Origin of the sequence: Paraburkholderia sp. EB58 (assembly GCF_050436665.1) — a bacterium.
Lineage (GTDB): Bacteria > Pseudomonadota > Gammaproteobacteria > Burkholderiales > Burkholderiaceae > Paraburkholderia.
Window position 1 is genome coordinate 77,957 of record NZ_JBNDMQ010000004.1, and the last position, 20,110, is coordinate 98,066.

The following is a 20,110-nucleotide window of genomic DNA, read 5'->3' on the forward strand; positions in this document are numbered from 1 at the left end:
TTTAAGCATGAACGACTGGACCAATCTCGCCGATGCAGCACGCCTCGGCGGCTGGGTGATCTATCCGCTGACCGTGCTGGCAATCGTCGCGCTCGCCATCACGCTCGATCGGGCTTATGCGTTCTGGAGGTTCGCGCGGATGCCGGTGTGGGCGGACTCGGCACTGGCGAACGCAGAACACGGCGCGGGCAACGAGCTCGCGTCGGGGCCGACCGCAGACTGCCCGGCGCGACCTGGCTCTCGCCTGACCGGCACCTTGCCGCAACAGCACGCCCTTACCCGGATTGGACGCTTGCTCGGCGACACGCGTGTGCCGCTGTGGCGCATCGAAACGCGGGTCGAAGCCGCCGCCGCGCAAATCGAGCGTGACATGGGCCGCGGCCTGTGGCTGCTCGAGACCATCGTTACGGCGGCGCCGCTGCTGGGCCTGCTGGGCACGATCGTCGGCATGATGCATTCGTTCAAGCTGATCGGCGGCGATGGTCTGGTCAATCCGTCGGGTGTCACGGGCGGCGTCGCGCAGGCGCTGATCGCCACCGCGATCGGTCTGGTCATCGCCCTCCTTGCGCTGTTTGCGTTCAACTTCTTCTCGCGCCGCATCGACCGGCTGATGGACGAACTCGAATCGTTCGCCAACGAAGCCCTCAGCGACCTGCGCCTCGCGAGCGAAAACGCCGGACTGTCATCATGAAACTGCGGCGCTCACGCCGCTCGAAGCGCGGCCGCATCGAGATCATCCCCATGATCGACGTGATGTTCTTTCTGCTGGCGACTTTCATGCTTACTTCTCTGGCCATGCAGCGTCTCGATGCGGTACGGATCAACCTGCCGCAAGGACACGCGCAGCAACTGTCGCGGGACAAACCGCTGACACTCTCGGTGAATCAGGCCAATCAGGTGTTTATCAATCAGCAGGCCGTGCGGCTCGATCAGGTGACGCCGATGATCGCGCGCCTGCTGCGCCCCGATGCCAACGTGGTGGTGGCCGCCGACGATCATGCGTCGCATGGCGTCGTCGTGCAGGCCATGCTGGCCGCGCGCCAGGCTGGAGCCGAACACTTTCTTGTCGCCGTGCATCGTGAGTAGCGGCTTGCAACGGCTGCTGGCGCTCGCTGACCGGGAGCGCGTACGGTTTTCGATGGCGGTTGTGCTGGCTGCGGTACTGTGCCTGGTGCTGCTGGGGCGTTCGGCGGCGTGGCTCTCCAGTCGTGAGCCCGAGCCACACGCGCCGCCGACGACGATGGAGATGCGGCTGGTCGAACTGGCGCCGCCAACGCCAGTGGCTCCCGCTGCGCCAGCCACGCAGGCACAAGCGGCACCGCCGCCGCAGGCTCCTGCAAAGCGTGCGCCGCGCGAGGCGCAGGCTCGGCAGCAGCTGCTCACGCACGTGGTCACTCCGCGCAATAGTCCGGCGCGCTCGCCAATTGAACCGGCAACGCACGATCAACCTGTGGCGCCTTCGGCGCTAGGGCAAGCACCAGCACCAGCGGTCGCGCAGGCTGCATCAAGTACGACAACAACGTCGTCGAACGGCACGGTCTCCTCAGCGCCACCCGCGCCATCCGGCAGCACCCAGGCGCGCCTGCTCTCGCAACCTATGCCGGTTTTGCCCGACGATCTACGCGAGCAGGGTTATCAGGTCACGGCCGTCGCCCACTTCAAGGTACACGCAGACGGGACATTCGAAGTCGAACTGGTCAAGCCGACGCAAAATCCGCGGCTCAACCAGATCCTGCTGGAAACCTTGCACCGCTGGCGCTTCTTTCCGGCTATGGAAAACGGGCGTCCGGTCGAAAGCGATCAGGACGTGCGAGTGCACTTCTCGGTGAGCTGAGCGGGCAGCGCGTGTCACGCGGCGCTGCCGGGCAAGCGAAACGCCTGAAGCCGTGTGCGTGCGAAACGTCTGACGCACCGCCCTGCATCGATGCGTGACGGCTCAGACTGCTCCGCTGAGGATTACAGACGAAAATCCGCTGCCATATCCTCATCGCTACGCGCCTCAAGTTCGCCACCACGGCAGGCTTTCATGAACACGTCGTAGTCCTTCTCGACCTGGTCCGAATACGCGGACGCATACTCGGTCAGCGCCTCGCCGAACTGATCGCCACGGCCGATATACGAACTGATCTCGATCGCCTTGCCGCTCGCCTTCGCATGGGCTCGCGCCATGACCCAGCCGCACAGCTTCGCGTAACCTAGCAGCAAGTCGTTATCGAACAGTTCGATGTTCGCCGAGAGTTTCATGTCGCGCAGTTGCCGGAAATAAAAATGCCGGCCGGATGGACCGGTCGCCCAGCCGAGGAAAATATCGCTCGCCGCCTGCAGCACGCGCTGCCCGCGCACGACGCGTTCGCCATCGTGATGCAACGTCTGGCCCTTGAAGTACTGCGAGATCACCGACTGACGCGCTTCCTTGATCTGCAGGAAAAGCGGCTTACCCATGTGATCCGTGTTGAGCAGCACCAGACAGCGCGTGCCGACGCTGCCGACGCCGACCACCTTGAACACCAGGTCCTGCATCGAAAAATGAGTGAGCAGCTCGCGCCTGTCATGGGTCAGCGTTTTCAGGTATTCGCCGTACATCGGGCAGATCAGTTTGCGCCAGTCGCCGATCGTGAACCAGTCGTCTTCGGCTTCGAACAGCGTATTGGCGCCATGCACGTGAAAGAGTCCGGGCGGCGCATCACGGATGGTGAGCTTCTCGCCGTCGTGTTCGCACATCTTGTCGAGCATGCTCTCCTGGGTGCGCCCAGCGGCCTTTTCCATGCCCCGCCTGACCGTGCGGCGACGCTCGGGCGTCAACGCCGTTTCGGCCATTCGTTCGAACGTGATACGTTCGTACCACAGCTCCAGCGACCCGCACTGCGCATACTGCGTCATGCGATCACGGTATTCGCTCACTGCCGTCATCACCAGATCGGCGGCGAAGCCGCGGCTCAGGCGCATATGCCGCGCGGCCACCACGAGACTCGCCGTCAGCCGCTTGAGATCCCATTCGAATGGGCCAAGCGCCACTTCGTCGAAGTCGTTCATGTCGAATATGAGTTGCCGTTCGGGCGTCGCGAAACCGCCGAAGTTCATCAGATGGCCGTCGCCGCAGATCGGCATCACGAGGCCTGTATCGGAGACCCGGCTGAGGTCGTGGGCCTGGATGATCGCGCTGCCGCGAAAGAAAGTGAATGGCGACACGGCCATGCGACCGTAGCGCAACGGTACCAGCATCTGAACCCGCCCTTCGCTGCTTTGCTTGAGAAGATCGATCGGGTTGCGGTGGATATCGCCCAGCGCGCGATGACTCGAACGCTTCGAATGCTCGCGAGCCGCCCGGCCGATGGCTTCCCGCTCCGCGATGGTGCTGGCTTTCATGCTCTTCTCCGTTTATGGTGACTCGCTGTAGCCGGCCTCACGCCGCTACCGTGCCGATGCGCCCCACATGCGCGCGCAACGGATTGCACTGTTCGTTATTCTTCGAAGACCACCTTACAACCGCGTGGGTAAGCGCCATCGCGTTGCCGTATTAAATCCTGTGGTGAACGCGGGCGCAAGTGCCGCGACCCCAGATGCAGAAAGGGGCGGGCGCCGCCTGTGCGCGCCCGCCCCCTTATCTTCTCGCACCGCGACTTCACCGCGCATAAATAACAGACCGGCGACGCCGCCGCTGTCACGCCAGTGTCACCGGAACGTGTCATCCGCGCGAGGTTGCCGAGGTGCCGTTCGACTTGCTGAGTCCGTGCAAACTCAGTGTGCGGCGAGTGGTGCGTTCGACGCGGTACGCATATCGGCAGACAACCCCACGAGCTGATCACGTGCAACGCCGGCCACCTGATCGAACGCCGCACGTTGAGCGCCCGCCAGCGGTAGCGCGAAGCGGCTCGTCAATCTGAGCGGGTTAGTGGGCTGATTGTTCAGGCGTACTTCGAAATGCAGGTGCGGTCCAGTTGCGACGCCCGTCTGTCCGACCGCGCCCAGAGATTGGCCCTGTCTGATTTGTGCGCCTATCCGCAAGCCGCTCGCGAACGCCGACAGATGCGCATAGTAAGTGGTGTAGCCCCGCGCGTGGCGCACGATGACATGCTTGCCGTAGCCGCGGTCGAAGCCGACGAACTGCACCGTGCCTCCCGCTGCAGCAACGACGGACGTACCCTGCGCCGCCGTGAGGTCCACGCCCGTATGCAGCAGACGCTGTCCAGTGACCGGATGAATCCGGTACCCGAACGGCGAACTCACGCGGACGTAGTTCAACGGCATGGCGAACGGTTCAGCGGTGAGACGTTCGCCGTTGAACGAGTAATAGTCTCCAGCGGTTCGCCCTGGTGCGACGAACCACACGGCCTGGTACATCCGGCCCGCGAACCGGATCTCGACTGCTGTCACGCGTCTGCGCGACGGGCTCGCCCGGTTGCCTGCGACGGGTTCGTAGACGACGCGATAGTAATCGTCGGCTTGGGCTGGCCGCGTGGCATCCAGTCGCCCTGCGAGGATCCGGCTGAGTTGCGCTGCGAGATCCGCGGGCAACCCGATGGCCGTCCATGCGCCATGCAAACCACCTTTCATCTGTCCGGCATAGGTGCCGGTGTCGGGCACCGGCATGCTCAACGGCGCGGCGCTCGAAAGTGTGGAAGGAGTGCCGCGTGCGACGCCCTGGCGAGGCAGGCCGCTGTTGGCAGCGACGCTGCCACTGCTGACGGCAACCCGCCCGTACCATACATCTGGGTGCGCCACCGGAGCGAGCGGCGCGCAAATGGAAGGGCTGAACCGGCACATTGTCGCGGGCACCGATTCATTCAGCAATAGCACGAGCGGGGGATGCGCATGCAGATCGCGGTGCATAGGCGGCATATGCGCATCGGACACGGAGCGCATGACGGATACCAGAGGTAGATCGCCAGCGCCTGTTGGGCTTGCAGCGCTGGGCACCTGGGGTTGCGCGCCCAGCATGGCCGATTCCACCGCGAGTCCGCGCGTGCCGGCCGATGCGGCCCGGCTGAACGTCTTCGCTGCCACGCCCGGTGCGACCGGCGCGCCCAGCGCGGCGATCGCGCCGCTCAGCAACGCCGCATTGGCGGCAACACCTCGCGGGGATTTGCGTTTGAAATGAGCCTCGCGGCTCGTATCAGTGGAAGTGACCTGCTCGCGCGCGATGATGTTACGTAGATACGGCCACATTACGGAGAAATCTCGCAGTCGAAACAGAAGGCTGCGGGCATGAGCGCCAGTGCAATAACACTTGGCAGCGGTGCAGAACAGATGGGTAAGCGACTGTAGGAAGGTTACGACATCGGACTGCACGGCCCGGCAACAGGAATCACCAGTCTACTGACAGCTATGAATCGGAAAAATAGGACAAGTCCTGTCTTACACGACTTGAGTCTGAATTTCGCCGATCGTCGTACAGACCGTGTTGAGGGGCTCTACGACAGCTTCTCAACACACGCTGCGGCCCACCCCGTGCGCTTCTCGACCTATAACCCATCGTTAATGCATCGCCGCAGAAACTTTAACTATCCCCAATCGTAGCCGCCTCTTATGCTCGGACCGTGGCCCTTTCCGGCCGCGTCCTGCAGCACTGGCGTTATCGTCGGCGCAGCGCGCACGGCACGCGGACGCGCCTCGCGCGCTGACGGGCAAGCGGTTTTTCATTGTGACTGAGGCGATAAATCATGAAAATCTGTATCTTCGGCGCAGGAGCAATCGGCGGTCTCATGGGAGTGCAACTCGCGCGCGCGGGCGCCGACGTGAGCTTCATCGCACGCGGCCCCCATCTGGCCGCGATGCGCGAGCACGGCGCGCGTTTGCTGATGGATGGCGAGGAACTCAGCGCACCAGTGCGGTGTACGTCCGATCCCCGCGAACTCGGCGTGCAAGACTATGTGATCGTGACGCTCAAGGCACACTCACTGCCTGGCGTCGTGGAGTCCATGCAGCCCTTGCTCGGCAAACACACGGCAATCGTCACCGGCGTCAACGGCATCCCTTACTGGTATTTCTATCAGCACGGCGGCAAGTTCGCGGGCACTCGCCTGTCCAGCATCGATCCGGACGGCACGCAATGGAGTCGTCTCGGCCCTGAGCGCGCGATAGGCTGCGTGCTGTATCCCGCAGCGGAAATCGTCGAACCGGGTCTCATCAAGCATGTGTATGGCAAGAAATTCCCTATTGGCGAGCCCAGCGGCGAGCGCACGCCGCGCATCCAGCTGCTTCACGAGATCATGCAGGCTGCCGGTTTTGACGCACCGATCCGCGAAAACATCCGCGATGAAATCTGGCTCAAGCTGTGGGGCAATCTGTGCTTCAACCCGATCAGCGCACTGACTCACGCAACGCTCGACGTCCTCACCAGTGACCCCGGCACACGCGCCGTGTCACGCACCATGATGCTCGAGGCGAAGCAGATAGCGGATCACTTCGGCGTACATTTTCGCGTCGACGTCGAGAAGCGGATCGACGGCGCCGGTGCGGTGGGCGCACACAAGACTTCGACGCTGGTCGATCTGGAAAACCGGCGGCCGATGGAAATCGATCCGTTGCTCACCGTCGTGCAGGAAATGGGCCGCCTCGTCGGTGAGCCCACGCCGACCATCGACGTCGTGCTGGCGCTGATCAAGCTCCGCGAGCGCATCGCGCTACAGGGCGGATGATTCTTCGCATCCCGTAACAGCTCGCTTTCTCCGCTGACCTGTCAATTGAAAACGGAATCGAGCCCAAAAGGCTCGATTCCATTGCCGCGCATCCAAACCTCATTGATCGATCGACAGCCACACCGCCTTGGGTTCCGTGAAGTTTTCGATTGCCACATCGCCGTGTTCACGGCCGAACCCTGAATCGCCCGCCCCGCCCCACGGCAGCCGCACATCAGTGTAGCCATACGTATTGATCCACACCGTACCCGCCTTGAGCGCATGCGCCACCCGATGGACACGGCCAATATCGGCGCTCCACACGCCTGCAGCCAGGCTGTATAACGTACCATTAGCAATCCGTATCGCATCGTCCTCGTCATCAAAGCGGATCACGCTCGCCACCGGCCCGAAGATCTCCTCCTGCGAAATCCGCATCTCGTGTTCCACGTTGGCAAACACGGTAGGTTCAACGAAAAAGCCGCGTTTGCCCAGACGAGCGCCACCCGTCACGAGCGTTGCACCTTCCTCACGGCCTATGTCGACGTAATCGAGCACGGTCTTCATCTGCGCGGCCGAGACGACCGGTCCCATCGAGGTTTCGCGCGCCGCAGGATCGCCGACCTTGATCGACTTCGCACGCGCCGCAAGCCGCTCGACGACTTCGTCATAGACGTCGCGATGCGCCAGGATGCGCGAGCCTGCCGAGCACACCTGGCCGGTGTTAAAGAAGATACCTGACGCCGCTGCACGCACGGCGTTGTCCACATTCGCATCGGGGAAGATCACGTTGGCCGATTTTCCGCCGAGCTCCAGCGTCACGCGCTTGAAGTTGACGGCGGCACCTTGCAGGATGCCGCGCCCAACCGAAGGCGACCCCGTGAACGTCACCTTGTCGCCACCCGGATGCGCGACCAGTGCATCGCCGACCACGCGTCCCTTGCCGGTCACGATGTTCAGCACGCCAGGCGGCACACCCGCCTCCAGCGCGAGTTCGCCCACGCGCAATGCCGTGAGCGGCGTAATCTCAGCGGGCTTGACGATCATCGTGCAGCCGCACGCTAGCGCAGGCGCGATTTTCCACATGCCGATCATCAACGGAAAATTCCACGGCACAATCGCCGCCACCACGCCGACAGGTTCGCGTATCGTGTACGTCAGCGCATCCGGGCGCACGGGCACCACCTGCCCGGTGATCTTGTCGCACCAGCCGGCGTAGTAGGCAAGCGTATCGATTGCGGCGGGCAAATCCTGCCGTTGCACGGCGGCAATTGGCTTGCCGGCGTCGAGACTTTCAAGCGTCGCCAGTTCATCCTGGTGCGTGCGCAACAATTCCGCAAAGCGGACCAGGATACGGCCTCGTTCGGCCGCACGCAGCGCGTTCCAGACCTTCAGCGCGGCGCGGGCGGCACGCACCGCTGTGTCGACATCGGCGGCGCTGCCTTGCGCGACGAGCGCGATCGGCTCTTCCGTGGCGGGGTTGATGTCGATCGAATATTCGCCGCTGCCAGGCGGTACGCGCTTACCGTCGATCAGGAGGTCATGTCGCCTGAGGTCGAGTTCGGTGTCCATCATGGTGCTCCTTGCTTTGAGGTACAGCGTTATTCACCGGTCTGCTCCGGCCAGTGACGCAGATGCGCCTGACCATTGGCAGCGGCGGCAGGCTCATTGCGCAAGCCGATCCAGCGCGCACGCATCGGGGCAAGAATGAACTTCGCCGCGACGGCTGCCGTAATCGCGACCACTGCGGATACGATAAAAACCAGACTCCAGCCGCCGGTCGCGGACAGCACTGAGGCAAGCGGCACAAGCAGCGAAGCCGTCCCTTTCGCTGTGTACAGCGTCCCCGCGTTAGCCGCCGCGTACTTGCTGCCGAAGGTATCCGCACAGATCGCGGGAAAGATCGAGAAGATTTCGCCCCAAAACAAAAAGATCAGGGCTGCGAAGGTCATGAAGGCATAGGGGTTACTGCCGTATTGCATCATGCCGAGCAACGCGAGGCCTTCGCCGATAAAGATCATGAACATGGTGTTCTCGCGGCCGATCTTGTCGGAGATGAAACCGCATAGTGGGCGCGTGAAGCCGTTGCAGATATTGTCGATCGACAGCGTTGCCGTCAGCAGCGGCAAGGTCATGCCGAAGAAGCTCATGGGAATCCGGGCGAGCCCCCAGTCCTTCGCGATCGGACCAAGCTGAGCCGTGGCCATCAGGCCGCCCGCCGCGACGGCAACGAACGAGACATAGATCACCCAGAACAGCGGCGTCTTGATCATTTGGCCCGGGGTGTAGTCGACCTTGGAGACGATAAACTTCTTGTTCGGCGCCTTTACGTGACGCGCATCCGGCTTTTTCAACAGCATCGCGAGGCCAAGCATGCACACGCCCTGGAGGATGCCGAAAAAGAAAAACGCGTGCTCGTAGCCCGAGCGCACGATCATGGTGGCAATCGGAATCACAGTCACCGCGGCACCGGCGCCGAAGCCGGCAGCGGTCAGCCCTGCTGCAAGGCCGCGCCGGTCGGGAAACCATTTCAGTGCATTTCCGACGCACGTGCCGTACACACAGCCTGCACCGATACCGCCAATGACAGCCGCCACATAGAGATGCGGCAATGTCGTCGCATACGAATCGATCACCCATGCGAGCCCGGCGCACACCGCACCTCCCGCCACCACCGGACGCGGGCCGAATTTGTCGACCAGCCAGCCCTCGATCGGCACGAGCCACGTCTCGGTCAGAATGAAGATCGAAAACGCCAGCTGAATGGATGCGTCGCTCCAGTGATGGCGCGTGCTCATCGGTGTCACGAAGAGCGTCCACGCGTATTGCAGATTCGCCACCAGCGCCATGCACAGCATGCCGATGACGAGCTGGCACCACCGGTTCGCGCCGGCGGCGTGGGTCGGCGCGCGCTGAGTGATATCGTCCATGTGCCTTGTCTCCGCTATCTATTTAGAGCAGCCGGCCATTTCGCCGTGCTGTATGCAGCCCACCTTATGGTTGCGACCCGAAAAGCCTGCCATCGGGCATATTTAATCTTTGCACCGCGCATTACGACCATTTAAATCAGGCGGCACGGAAATCTGAATTATTAGTTAGATAAATCGGTTCGCTTCCGCACGATCGGCGTTAACCCTTTCCATATAGGGCCTCGCTCCGCGCGTTAACCCGGTAGTCGCTCCTCTCCAATCTGCTTCTTTATCTGAATCCATGCTAGGGTCATTGCTGAATTACGAATAATTAAAGTTTGTTATTATGTTGATTCACATTCGTTTATACATCGGCCATGACGATGAGAAACGCGACACTGCGGCAATTGAAGGTCTTCGAGACGGTGGCGCGCCATCTGAGTTTCTCGCGTGCAGCCGAGGAACTGCATTTGACCCAGCCGGCCGTCTCCACTCAGGTACGCCAACTCGAGGAGCACGCGGGGCTGCCGCTCTTCGAGCAGCTCGGCAAGAAAATTTACCTGACGCCTGCCGGCACCGAGATGCTCCACTACAGCCGTGCGATCATCCAGCAGTTCCACGAAGTGGACGAAGCGATGAGTCAGTTGAAGGGCGTCTCTGGGGGCAAGCTGAATGTCGCAGTCATCAGCGCGGGCGACTACTTCTTTCCGCGCCTGCTGGCCGAGTTCACGCGTCGCTATGCGGGCGTCGTGCTGAATCTGGCGGTGCATAACCGCGAGGAACTGTTGCATCAACTCTCCACCAACCAGACCGACCTCGCGGTCATGGTACGTCCGCCGCACGAGATGGACGCGACCAACGAACCGTTTGCCCCGCACCCGTATGTGATCGTCGCCGCGCCGAGCCATCCGCTCGCGCACAAGCGCAACATCAAGATGAGTCAACTGGCGAACGAAGCCTTTATCGTTCGCGAGCGCGGTTCGGACACGTGGAATTCGATGGAGGAAGGGTTTGCCGGCCGCCTCACCAACCTCAAGATCGCCATGGAGATCAAGAGCACCGAGACAATCAAGCAGGCCGTGATTGCCGGCATGGGCATCGCGTTTCTGTCCGCGCATACCATCAGTCTGGAATTGCAGGTGGGCAATCTTGTGGTGCTTGATGTCGAAACCTTCCCCGTCATGCTCAACTGGTATGTCGTGCATCGTCGCAACAAACGCCTGCCGCCCGTTGCGGTGGCCTTCAAACGCTTCCTGATGGAGGAAGGCGCCCCTCTCATCGAGAGAATCACGCGTGTCAAGGAGCTGAGCGTTCATAAGCAATAGGCTATGGATTTCCAATAAAACTCTAACTATTGCGACCTTGGCCTGCGGTTTCGCTGGGACCGCGATACCCCGCGATTTCTTTGCCGCTCGTGACAACCGTGGCGCTCGCCCCGCGTTACCGAGTGACCGACGCTGCGGTCACAGCGACAAGTGCCGACGCGTAGCGCCTCAGCCACACGATGCGAGTCGTCAAGCGGCGACCACGACTGCGCGAAGTCGTCGTCGAACAGCGCAGGCATGTGATCGTCAGGCCATTCGAAGCCTTCCAGCACATTGAGTACACCGCGGCGCTGCACAACGCCACAGCGGACCATCGAACGCTGACCCAACCCTCCGGCGAACGCATAGCGTCCACGGGCGGTGCCCGCGTTTATCATCAGATGGGCGCCCAAGGCGGTCGCGAGCAGGCTCAGCGCCAGCAGCACGGCCAGCCCGAACGGTTGCGCATGTTCGGTCACGAAGCCGTAGCCCATCCAGACGCAGAGCAGGATCGCCGTCAGATTGACCACGCCGGTACCCGGATGCACGACCCCTTGCGCAATAAGCCAGCCGCGCGAGATGCACCAGGCCGTCGCCGAGACAGCAAAGAGCAACGCGCCGATAAATACCGCGACATACACCTCGATGCACGCCCACTCCCCGCAGGACGTCGACGACAGATAGCGCGCGAAGCCACCCAGCATCGCGGCCATCCCTACGCCGCTGCCGCGTAACGCAACGTGCTGCGGCCTGGCTCGAAAATCATGCCGCCACGCGAAGCGCGCGCCGAGTGCCGCACCAGCGATGGCGGCCGCAATGCTCGCGGCAGCCACGCCCATGCCCGCAGCCAGCAATCCAGTCAACATGGCAGTCGTGACCATGGAACGCCATGGCGTACGCTGGCTTTCCTCCTCGCAACGCGATGTGCTCACCAGTTGCGCGACGCCTGCCAGCACCACAGCTAGCAGGATGGAAAGCAAGAAGCTCGCAGCCACCCACACGGTATTGCCTCGTAAATCCGGCATGCGCGTCCCCTCATGCTTGCTTGGCTGCGGTCCCGTTCAGACGGCGTTCGCTGCGGTGCGTGCTGCCGCAACGGCCTCGATTTCCCGCGTCGCTTCGAGCGTATTGCTCAAAGTGCCGATGCCCGCGATCGTGACCGTCACTGTCGCGCCATCCTTGATCGAACCGACGCCTAGTGACGTCCCGCAAGCGATCACATCACCCGGCTCCAGCGTGAGATCCTGCGAGATCAGGCTGACCTGCTCCGCCGGCGAAAACACCATGTCGGCCAGTGGGTAGTTCTGCCGCTCCACGCCATCGAGCATCGTGACCACGCTGCCCGCTTGCCAGTCGAAGCCCGAGACGATGGCCGGTCCGAGACAGCAAAACGTGTCGAAGCCCTTGGCGCGGCACCATTGCGGAAAGTGCGGATTTTCGTTGATCAGGTCGGCCGCGGTGACGTCGTTGACGATCGTGTAGCCGAAGATCGACGCCGCCGCGTCGGCCAGATTCGCGTTGCGGCAGCGTCGTCCAATCACGATGCCGAGTTCGCCCTCGTAGACGATCTTGCCCGCGTAACTCACCGGTCGTCGTATGGTTGCGCCGTCACCTATTACCGAACCCGCGGGCTTGAGCAGGAACAACGGATGCGCCGGCACCGGCTTGTCGAGTTTCGCGGCCAGCGCGTGATAGTTGTTCCAGAGCGCGATGACCGTTCCGGGCGCGCAAGGTGCGAGCGGCGTCAAGGCCCGCGTCGACAGAACCGCGCCGGTCGGCACCCGCTGGTCGAGGCTTTCGTACTCGTGCAGATAACCACCTTCGACACGGCCAAACACGATCCCGCCATCGCTCGACATGAAACGCATCCACGTATCCACAGTTCGCTCCCTGGTCATCAGATCGCGCCAACCGCGCGCAACGCGCTGATCTGGTCGCGCGAATAGCCGAGCTCGGCCATCACTTCATCCGTATGCTCACCCAGCAGCGGCGAGCGCTTGACATCCGTCGGACTGTCCGACAGTTTGATAGGATTGCCAACCGTCAGATATTTGCCGCGCACCGGGTGATCCACTTCGACGATCGTTCCGGTCTTGCGCAGTGAGGGTTCTTCGGCCAGTTCCTTCATCGACAGGATCGGGCCGCACGGAATATCGTATTGGTTGAGGATCTCCATGGCCTCGAACTTGGTCCGGGTCATGGTCCAGCGCTCGATCTCCGCGAAAATTTCCTTAAGGCGCGGCAAGCGTGCGGCAGGTGTTGCGTAGTCGGGGTCGGTAGTCCATTCTTCCTTGCCGATCACGTTGCAGATCTTCGTCCACACCGGCGCCTGGGCAATGAAATAGATGTAGGCGTTCGGGTCTGCCTCCCAGCCCTTGCACTTCAGGATCCAGCCAGGCTGTCCGCCGCCCGACGCATTGCCGGCACGTGGCACCGCCTCGCTGAAGGTGCCGTTGGGATACTGTGGGTACTCCTTCATGACGCCAGTACGATCCAGTCGTTGTTGATCGCGCAGTTTCACCCGGCACAGATTCAGCACGCCGTCCTGCATCGCTGCGAGTACCTTTTGACCGCGGCCGGTCTGGGTGCGCTGATAGAGCGCCGTCACGATCCCCAGCGCCAGATGCAAACCGGTGCCGCTATCGCCGATCTGAGCGCCGGTCACAACCGGCGGACCGTCGTCGAAGCCCGTGGTCGAGGCTGCACCACCGGCGCACTGGGCGACGTTCTCGTACACCTTGCAGTCTTCGTAGGGACCCGGACCAAAGCCCTTGACGGACGCCACGATCATGCGCGGATTGAGTTCCTGGATGCGCTCCCAGGTGAAACCCATCCGGTCAAGCGCGCCCGGTGCGAAGTTCTCCACCAGCACATCGCATTTCTGGATCAGCGCTTCGAGCACCTGCTTGCCCTCCGGATTCTTCGTGTCGATCGTCACCGAGCGCTTGTTGTGATTGAGCATCGTGAAGTAGAGGCTGTCCGCGTCCGGAATGTCGCGCAGTTGCTCGCGCGTGATATCGCCTGCGCCGGCCCGCTCCACCTTGATCACGTCTGCGCCGAACCACGCCAGCAATTGCGTGCACGTCGGACCCGATTGCACATGCGTGAAATCGAGGATGCGTACGCCGTCGAGTGCTTTAGCCATGCCTATCTCCTTAGGGTGCGGCCGTTTTACTTGTACATGGTCTGGTTTTTGGTGCCCGGCGCGTATTCGCGCGGGTCGACCCAGATGTTCACCACCGCCGAGCGTCCGGTACGATGAATCGCTTCGCGAGCGCGTTGCAACGCGCCGGCAATGGCGGCCGGATCGCGCACTTCTTCGCCATAGCCGCCGAGCATCTCCGCGAACTTGCCGAACGGCACGTCGCTCAACAGATTGCCGACGTTACCGCGCTCCTCGCCGTACTTCGCAAGCTGGCCGTAGCGGATCTGGTTCATCGCCGAGTTGTTGCCTATGACGGCCAGGTATGGCGCGCCGAAGCGGTTGGCGGTTTCCATGTCGAAGGCGGTCATGCCGAACGAACCGTCGCCGTAATAGCACAGCACTTCCTTGTGCGGATGCGCAAGCTTCGCAGCGAGTGCAAAGCCGGTGCCGACACCGAGCGAGCCGAGCGCGCCAGGATCCATCCATTGCCCCGGGCGGCGCGGCCGCACCGCCTGCGCAGAGATCGTGACCACGTCGCCGCCGTCGCCGATGTAGACGGTATCGTCAGAGAGAAACTCGTTAAGTTCGTAGGCGACGCGATACGGGTGAATCGGCGTGTTGGTCGACTTGAACAACGGCATCAGCTTTTCGGTCGCGGTGGCTTCGGCGTCCTGCAACTGCGCCATCCATTTGCGGCGCGCCTGGCGTTTGTTGTCCTTCAGGCGTCCGCTCGCCGCTTGCAATACCGCAGCGAGAATTGCTCCGGGGTCGCCGACCATGCCGAGGTCGATGTCACGGTTCTTGCCCACCGTGCGATAGTCCATATCGATCTGCACCAGCTTCAGTTCCTTGCCGATACGCTTGCCGTAGCCCATTCTGAAGTCGAAAGGAGTCCCAACGACAATCAATACGTCGGCGTTCGCAAATGCCTGTGAGCGTGTTCGGTCGAAATGGTGCGGATCGCCCGGCGGCAACAGGCCGCGGCTCGCACCGTTGAAGTAACCGGGGATATCGAGTCCGCGCAACAGCGCCACCGCTTCTTCATGACCGCGCGCGGTCCACACCTGCTGCCCGTACAGGATGGCCGGACGTTCGGAATTGACGAGGATGTCCGCCAGTTTTTCGATGTCGCGGGGGTCGCCGATCGATTTCGTCGACGCGCGATAGTGGCCGGCTTGCGGCACCACGGCCCGCGTCAGTTCGATTTCGCGATCGAGCACGTCGCGCGGAATTTCCAGGTACGCAGGCCCCGGCGCGCCGTTGACGCATTCGCGCGCCGCCATCGAAATCATGTCCGCCACCCGCTCAGTGCTCGGTACGCTGGCCGCGAACTTGGTGATCGGCGCCATGATGTCCACGTGAGGCAGATCCTGCAGCGAGCCCATCTTGTGCTGCGTCAGCGCCCCTTGACCGCCGATATGCAGGATCGGGCTTTCCGAACGGAATGCCGTGGCAATGCCGGTAACCGCGTTCATACAACCGGGGCCCGCCGTCGTTACCACACACCCCAGCTTGCCGGTTTGCCGCGCATAGCCGTCCGCCGCATGCGCCGCGACCTGCTCGTGGCGCACGTCGATGATACGAATCCCCTCGTCGACGCAGCCATCGTAGATATCGATGATATGACCGCCGCACAGCGTGAAGATCGTATCGACCCCTTCGTTTTTCAGCGCCCTCGCGACCAGATGGCCGCCAGAGACAACACCGGCATTGCGGGCCTTCTGCTTGAGCGTGTCTTCGGCCGTCGTGCTGCCCGTGGTGGGGTTGACGGATGAAACAACTGCAGACATGGTCGTCTCCTGGTCAATCGGTTGTTCAGCGTTGCTCGACGGACGCGGCCGCTTCTATGACTCCTCGCTGGGGAGTCTGGCAGGCTCTGGTCCATACGGTATGTGATATATCACATTCGATCAAGTGTAAATTGCACGTAAGGATTAACGCGAGATTAGTGCTCTTGAGGCTTGCCTGGAGGCGATTTCGAGGGGAAATTGGGCTTCAGACGAGGACTTTCCAAGGGAAAACACTGATACGCCGTCCAATCCTTGTGTCTTGATATATCACATACTATATTTTTAAGAACGTCAAGGAAGATCTGTTGCGCATCGCGGCGAGCTGCGGCGTTACAGACGAGAGACGCGAATTAATCAGGAATACCAGGCGAATGGCGATACGCGCGCCAATGCGAAAGGCCAGCGGTGTCGCCACCACTGGCCTTACTTACGCATTAGAAGCAGCTACCAGCCGCTCAATCCAGGAAGTCGCAATTCGCTTCGACGAAGGTCGCGAGATCCAGCGAGTGCTGGCGCGTGAGCCGCTCCGCCAGTTCGGTATCGCGTTTCTCGAGCGCCTCGATGATGCGCAGATGGTCGACGATCGAACGCGACGCGCGGTCGCTTTGCGAGATCGTCATCCGGCGGATGGCTCGCACGTGGATGAAGATGTTCTTGATCGTATCGAGAATGATCTGCGACTTCGACAACTCGACAATCGCCTGATGGAACGCGATGTTCGCGTCCGAGTACTCGGCAATGTGCTCGGCGGGCGTCGTGTCCTGGAAATTGTCGAACATATGGCGTAGCTTGGCGATCTCCTGGTCCGTGGCGTGCAGCGTGGCTAGCCGTGCCGCCATGCTTTCGAGGGCGGCCCACATCTGGATCATCTCGACAATTTCGCGCTTGCTCTTGCGCACGATGTAGATCCCGCGACGCGGCACCATGCGCAGAAAGCCTTCCTGTTCGAGCAGCGTCATCGCTTCGCGCACCGGTGTCCGGCTGACGCCAAGTGACTCGCTCAGCACGCGCTCGTCGAGGCGAATCTCCTCGCGCGACTGATAGATGTCCGCGTCGGCAATGGCCTGGCGCAGCATCGCATAAGCCTGATCGCGCAAGCTCGCGCTCGCGCCGATGGGCTGCAACGACAGTGTGAGAGGGGTGGCCACTGCTTCAGTTTGAAGTTCTGACGACATTCATCGCCTCTTGTTGAACACGTGCAACCACCTGGGTACCGGGATTTCCGGCCGGGTGAACATCATAAGACGCACCGGGCGTGGCCGCGCTGTCCTGCTCGCCCAGCCCAACGAAACGTCCATGTTGCGCTGCCAGTGCTGCAACCGGCTGCGGAATCCATTGGGCCAACAACACGGTGGCGGCCGAACCCAAACCTACGACGGCAATGGCAAGCAGGGCCAGAGGAACAAACTCCATTTGCAACTCCGAATGATTGAATCTGCAGATCGTCCGATGATATGCTGCATCGCCGCAAATATCAATATTCCGTATGTAGTATATCAATCCTGTTTGCTGGTCTTCGATGGTTTTTTGACCGTAGAACTATGGCGACGTATCGGCTGCGGCGAACGTACGGCCCCGCGCGGCGTCAGCGGCTCACCAGATTCCTCCGAGCGCCTTGACCAACAACACACTCGCGTCCATCTGGCGGCGCTCCAGGTCGACAGCGGTGCGCTCGTTCGCCAACGCCGTGCTCTGCGCGGTGACCACCTCCAGATAGCCTACGGTACCGATCCTGTACTGGTCTAACTCAAGCTGCAAGGTCTTTTTGGCCGATGCGACCGCTTCGTCCTGCTTGCTGGCCTCCTGCTGCAAGATGCGCAATGACGCCAGGTTGTCTTCGACCTCCTGGAAGGCTGTCAGGACGGTTTGGCGATAGTCGGCCGCGCTGGCATCGTATTGCGCCCGAGCCTTCTCGGTCATCGCACGCCGCCGGCCGCCGTCGAACAATGTGCCGACCAGCGCCGGTCCGATGGTCCACATGCGCGCCGGCGCGGTGAGCCAGTTCGTCAGCGACGAACTCTCAAGGCCCCCGGTGGCCGACAGCACCAGATCGGGGAAAAACGCGGACTCGGCGATGCCGATCTGGTCATTGGCTGCTGCCGCCAGCCGCTCCGCGGCGGCAATATCGGGCCGGCGCTGCAGCAGTTCGGAGGGCAGTCCCACGGGGATCGCCGGCGGTGTGAAGTCCGCTGTGGCGGGCGGTAACGTGAACGTCGATGCAGGAACGCCGGTCAGCGTGGCGATGGCGTGCTCGTATTGCGCCCGGGCGACGCCCAGGTCGATATCCTGCGCCTCGGTCGCCTGCAGTTGCGTCTCGGCCTGGGTGACGTCCGACTGCGACGATACTCCGACCGTGAAGCGGCTTTTGGTCAGGTCGAGCGTCTGCTGATAGTCGGCGATGGTCTGGTCAAGCAACTGCTTCGAGGCATCGAGTCCGCGCAGGTTGAAGTAATCGACCGCGAGTTCGGCGTGCACGCCAAGCCGCACGCTCTCCAGATCGGCGGCGCTTGCTTGCGCACCAGCCCGCGCGGCGTCATTCTCGTGCGCGATTTTGCCCCACAGATCGGGCTCCCAACTCGCATCGAGCGCGACGGCATAGTCGTTGTACGACTTGCCGGCGGTCTGCTGATGACCGAACAGGTATTGTGAATCGTGCAGGCGGCTCCCGTCCGCCTCCACGCCGACCGTCGGCAAGTACGCGGCATGGGCGGATTCGACCATCGCGCGCGCTTCCTGGAGCTGCGCAACGGCCTTCTGGATGGTCTGGTTCGAGACGCTCACGCTTGCTTCGAGTGTGTTCAGTTGCGGATCGCCGAAGCGGGTCCACCATTCGCCGCGCGAGTCTGTATCCGCGGGCGTGGCGCTAGTCCAGCCAAGGGTGGCTCGTGCCGGTGCAGGAGTGGGCTTGCCGGCGGTGGTCGAGAGCGCGCCGCTGCCGGTGGCCGCGGCCCCGCCATTTTCCTTAAAGGCTGCGGGCACCGTCACGGAGGGACGCACATAGTCAGGCCCGATCGAGCAGCCCGCCACGCCCAACACACTCGCCGCGCAGACGGCGCCGAGCAGCAGCGAGCGAACCCCGTGCAGCGGCTTAAGGTCAAGCGGCCTTGTCTTCATGACCGGCTCCCTGCGCCGTTTGCTGGCGCTGTCGACGAGCCGGCAGTGGCGCTCGTAGAAACCCGCACGGCTTGACCATTGGTAATCGAGTCGGACGGATTGAGGATCACCCGGTCGGTCGCGGCAAGCCCTGAGGCCACTTCGATACGCGTGCCGAAGTCGCGGCCGGGTTTGATGGTCTTCAGCAGCACCTTATGTTCCGCGTCGACGGTGGCGACCTGCAAACCCTCCGGCCGATACAGCAACGTGTTCACCGGCAGCGACAATCCCGGCTGTGCCGCTTTCACTGACAGACGCACTTGCCCATACGACCCCGGCAGCACCGCTCCATCCTTGTTGGGCACGTCAACTTCGATGCGCAGCGTGCGCGTGACGGCATTAATGGCCCCCGCGTTGCGCGCCACTGTTCCCGGCAGACAAGTCCCCGCGACTTGCGAGACTTCGAGGCAGGCCGACGTGCCGTCGAGCGAGGCACTTGCATTGTTCTGCGGCACATCGGCGTACACACGCAGCACGCCCGTTTGCGCCAGATCGAACATCTCTCTGGCGGGACCGCCGACGCTACCCGCATCGATCAACGCGCCGACGTCGATGTTGCGCGCCGTAATCACGCCGTCGAACGGCGCATAGACCTTCTCATAGGACTGCATTTGCGCGAGGCGGGCCACATTCGATTGCGCCGCGAGCAGCGCCGCGTGCTTCGCCTGCGCATCGCTGTCTTTCATATCCGTATCCTGCTGCGAGACTGCGTGCGTCTGCACCAGTTGCTGCCAGCGTGTCGCGCTCACCTGGGCAAACTGATCGTTCGCCTGCGCCTGTTGCTCGTCGGCGCGCGCCTGGCGCAGCGCGGCGTCCACCTCGGGCGCGTCGATGGTTGCCAGCAGTTGCCCGGCTTTCACGTGGGTGCCGATATCCGCGTACCAGGCCTTCAGATAACCGTTGGTACGCGCGAAAATCGGCGTCTGCTGATACGCCTCGATATCGCCCGGCAACACCAGCGTCTGGTCGGGCGGCGCGATGGTGGGCAGCGTGACCTGAACCGTGGGTACCGCGAGCGCCGCGGTCTGCTGTTGCAGCGCGGCACGCGCATCGAGCCGCGGCACGATGCCCACGGTCAGCAAGACGGTAAAGCCCGCTGCGATCAAGACGACACGCACGGCGCCGCTCCGGCGCTGTGGAGCGGGCTGGACGTCCGGCGCGGACTGGGGAGATTGAGTGGACATGCGGCGTA

General features: G+C 62.4%; 17 protein-coding genes. 5 read left to right on the forward strand and 12 right to left on the reverse strand.

From position 1 onward, the window contains the following. Positions 1–7 precede the first annotated feature (7 nt). Genes P3T40_RS07550 through P3T40_RS07560 form a run of 3 tightly spaced genes read left to right on the forward strand, consistent with a single transcriptional unit; the run spans position 8 to position 1,834 of the window. The gene (locus P3T40_RS07550) at positions 8–691 is read left to right on the forward strand and encodes a MotA/TolQ/ExbB proton channel family protein (RefSeq protein ID WP_429267065.1); all 684 of its coding nucleotides are present in this window, start codon (positions 8–10) and stop codon (positions 689–691) included. Next, a complete protein-coding gene (locus tag P3T40_RS07555) occupies positions 688–1,086 on the forward strand; it encodes an ExbD/TolR family protein (protein ID WP_429267066.1) in 399 nt (132 codons plus the stop codon). The genes P3T40_RS07550 and P3T40_RS07555 overlap by 4 nt, the downstream gene beginning before the upstream one ends. Further along, on the forward strand, positions 1,064–1,834 hold the full coding sequence (locus tag P3T40_RS07560) for an energy transducer TonB (RefSeq protein ID WP_429267067.1): 771 nt from the start codon (positions 1,064–1,066) through the stop codon (positions 1,832–1,834). The genes P3T40_RS07555 and P3T40_RS07560 overlap by 23 nt, the downstream gene beginning before the upstream one ends. 122 nt (positions 1,835–1,956) lie before the next feature. Here P3T40_RS07560 and P3T40_RS07565 read toward each other — a convergent pair whose 3' ends face one another. Together P3T40_RS07565 and P3T40_RS07570 are read right to left on the reverse strand one after the other, a co-directional pair. Next, positions 1,957–3,366, reverse strand: coding sequence for a DUF2252 domain-containing protein (locus tag P3T40_RS07565; RefSeq protein ID WP_429267068.1), 1,410 nt, complete (start codon positions 3,364–3,366; stop codon positions 1,957–1,959). 372 nt (positions 3,367–3,738) lie between these two features. Further along, positions 3,739–5,166: a M23 family metallopeptidase gene (locus P3T40_RS07570; protein WP_429267069.1), complete on the reverse strand. Its 1,428-nt coding sequence runs from the start codon at positions 5,164–5,166 to the stop codon at positions 3,739–3,741. Between the two features lie 494 nt (positions 5,167–5,660). Between P3T40_RS07570 and P3T40_RS07575 the strand changes: the two genes are divergently transcribed. Further along, positions 5,661–6,638, forward strand: a complete 978-nt coding sequence (locus tag P3T40_RS07575) for a 2-dehydropantoate 2-reductase (protein ID WP_429267070.1) — start codon at positions 5,661–5,663, stop codon at positions 6,636–6,638. Positions 6,639–6,737: 99 nt separating this feature from the next. On the opposite strand, the gene P3T40_RS07580 is transcribed toward P3T40_RS07575, so the two are convergent. Both P3T40_RS07580 and oxlT read right to left on the reverse strand, forming a co-directional pair. Beyond that, positions 6,738–8,189: an aldehyde dehydrogenase family protein gene (locus tag P3T40_RS07580; protein ID WP_429267071.1), complete on the reverse strand. Its 1,452-nt coding sequence runs from the start codon at positions 8,187–8,189 to the stop codon at positions 6,738–6,740. A 29-nt stretch (positions 8,190–8,218) separates the two neighbouring features. Beyond that, positions 8,219–9,547 (reverse strand): oxalate/formate MFS antiporter, encoded by a 1,329-nt coding sequence (gene oxlT, locus P3T40_RS07585; RefSeq protein ID WP_429267072.1) that lies wholly within the window; start codon positions 9,545–9,547, stop codon positions 8,219–8,221. Between the two features lie 356 nt (positions 9,548–9,903). Between oxlT and P3T40_RS07590 the strand changes: the two genes are divergently transcribed. Next, positions 9,904–10,851 carry a LysR family transcriptional regulator gene (locus tag P3T40_RS07590; protein ID WP_429267073.1) on the forward strand — a complete coding sequence of 316 codons (948 nt, stop codon included), beginning with the start codon at positions 9,904–9,906 and terminating at the stop codon, positions 10,849–10,851. 26 nt (positions 10,852–10,877) lie between these two features. On the opposite strand, the gene P3T40_RS07595 is transcribed toward P3T40_RS07590, so the two are convergent. The 8 genes from P3T40_RS07595 to P3T40_RS07630 form a co-directional block, all read right to left on the reverse strand. Further along, positions 10,878–11,855: an NAD(P)(+) transhydrogenase (Re/Si-specific) subunit beta gene (locus tag P3T40_RS07595; RefSeq protein ID WP_429267074.1), complete on the reverse strand. Its 978-nt coding sequence runs from the start codon at positions 11,853–11,855 to the stop codon at positions 10,878–10,880. Between the two features lie 36 nt (positions 11,856–11,891). Continuing rightward, complete coding sequence (locus tag P3T40_RS07600; RefSeq protein WP_429267075.1) at positions 11,892–12,710, reverse strand: fumarylacetoacetate hydrolase family protein; 819 nt, start codon at positions 12,708–12,710, stop codon at positions 11,892–11,894. Positions 12,711–12,727: 17 nt separating this feature from the next. Further along, on the reverse strand, positions 12,728–13,975 hold the full coding sequence (frc, locus tag P3T40_RS07605; RefSeq protein WP_429267076.1) for a formyl-CoA transferase: 1,248 nt from the start codon (positions 13,973–13,975) through the stop codon (positions 12,728–12,730). Positions 13,976–14,001: 26 nt separating this feature from the next. Then, positions 14,002–15,765: a thiamine pyrophosphate-binding protein gene (locus P3T40_RS07610; RefSeq protein WP_429267077.1), complete on the reverse strand. Its 1,764-nt coding sequence runs from the start codon at positions 15,763–15,765 to the stop codon at positions 14,002–14,004. Positions 15,766–16,220: 455 nt separating this feature from the next. Next, positions 16,221–16,940: a GntR family transcriptional regulator gene (locus P3T40_RS07615; protein ID WP_429267078.1), complete on the reverse strand. Its 720-nt coding sequence runs from the start codon at positions 16,938–16,940 to the stop codon at positions 16,221–16,223. Next, positions 16,918–17,178, reverse strand: coding sequence for a hypothetical protein (locus P3T40_RS07620; protein WP_429267079.1), 261 nt, complete (start codon positions 17,176–17,178; stop codon positions 16,918–16,920). The genes P3T40_RS07615 and P3T40_RS07620 overlap by 23 nt, the downstream gene beginning before the upstream one ends. A gap of 180 nt (positions 17,179–17,358) precedes the next feature. Further along, the gene (locus P3T40_RS07625; protein ID WP_429267080.1) at positions 17,359–18,879 is read right to left on the reverse strand and encodes an efflux transporter outer membrane subunit; all 1,521 of its coding nucleotides are present in this window, start codon (positions 18,877–18,879) and stop codon (positions 17,359–17,361) included. Beyond that, complete coding sequence (locus P3T40_RS07630; RefSeq protein WP_429267081.1) at positions 18,876–20,102, reverse strand: efflux RND transporter periplasmic adaptor subunit; 1,227 nt, start codon at positions 20,100–20,102, stop codon at positions 18,876–18,878. The genes P3T40_RS07625 and P3T40_RS07630 overlap by 4 nt, the downstream gene beginning before the upstream one ends. Between the last annotated feature and the right edge of the window lie 8 nt (positions 20,103–20,110).